This is a genomic window from Cyanobium sp. NIVA-CYA 375 (assembly GCF_056108345.1).
Window position 1 is genome coordinate 1 of record NZ_JBSYHW010000432.1, and the last position, 528, is coordinate 528.

Consider the following 528-nt stretch of genomic DNA (forward strand, 5'->3'; position numbering starts at 1 on the left):
TATGCACAGTGCATGTTGCGGGTGCAGCCGGTCTGCGTGAAGCTCTGGAAGAAGGTCTTGGGGCGCTGGAACTCGTCCAGCCCGATGTCCCCGGCGCGGCCGGTGGCCACCGCCACCACGATCTGCGTGATCCAGTCCGGGTGCGCGGGGCAGCCCGGCACGTTGATGACCGGCAGGCCCGACTTGGACACCCAGCTCTTGCCCAGGAAACCGCCGTGGCTGCGCTTGAGGAACTGCAGCCCCTCCGACTGGCTGGGGTTGGGTGCCATGGCCGGAATGCCGCCATAGGTTGCGCAGTCGCCGATGGCCACCACGAACTTCGCCGCGTTGCACAGCTCCTTGACCCAGTCCTTCATCGGCCGGCCGGCGAAGCGGTTCCATTCACCGGTGCCGTTGGGCGCGTTCACCACGCTGCCTTCGAACACGAAGATATCCAGTGGCACCGCGCCCGAGACGCAGTCGCGCAGCAGCTTCTGCAGGTTGTCACCCAGCTCGACGCCGAGCGAAGGGTGCCACAGCACGTTGATG

At 66.5% G+C, this 528-nt stretch carries 1 protein-coding gene; it reads right to left on the reverse strand.

What is annotated here, in order from left to right; translation table 11 throughout:
* Positions 1–528 (reverse strand): NADH-quinone oxidoreductase subunit B family protein (locus AC01FP_RS18980; protein WP_474482516.1); only part of this gene is annotated, 528 nt, incomplete at both ends.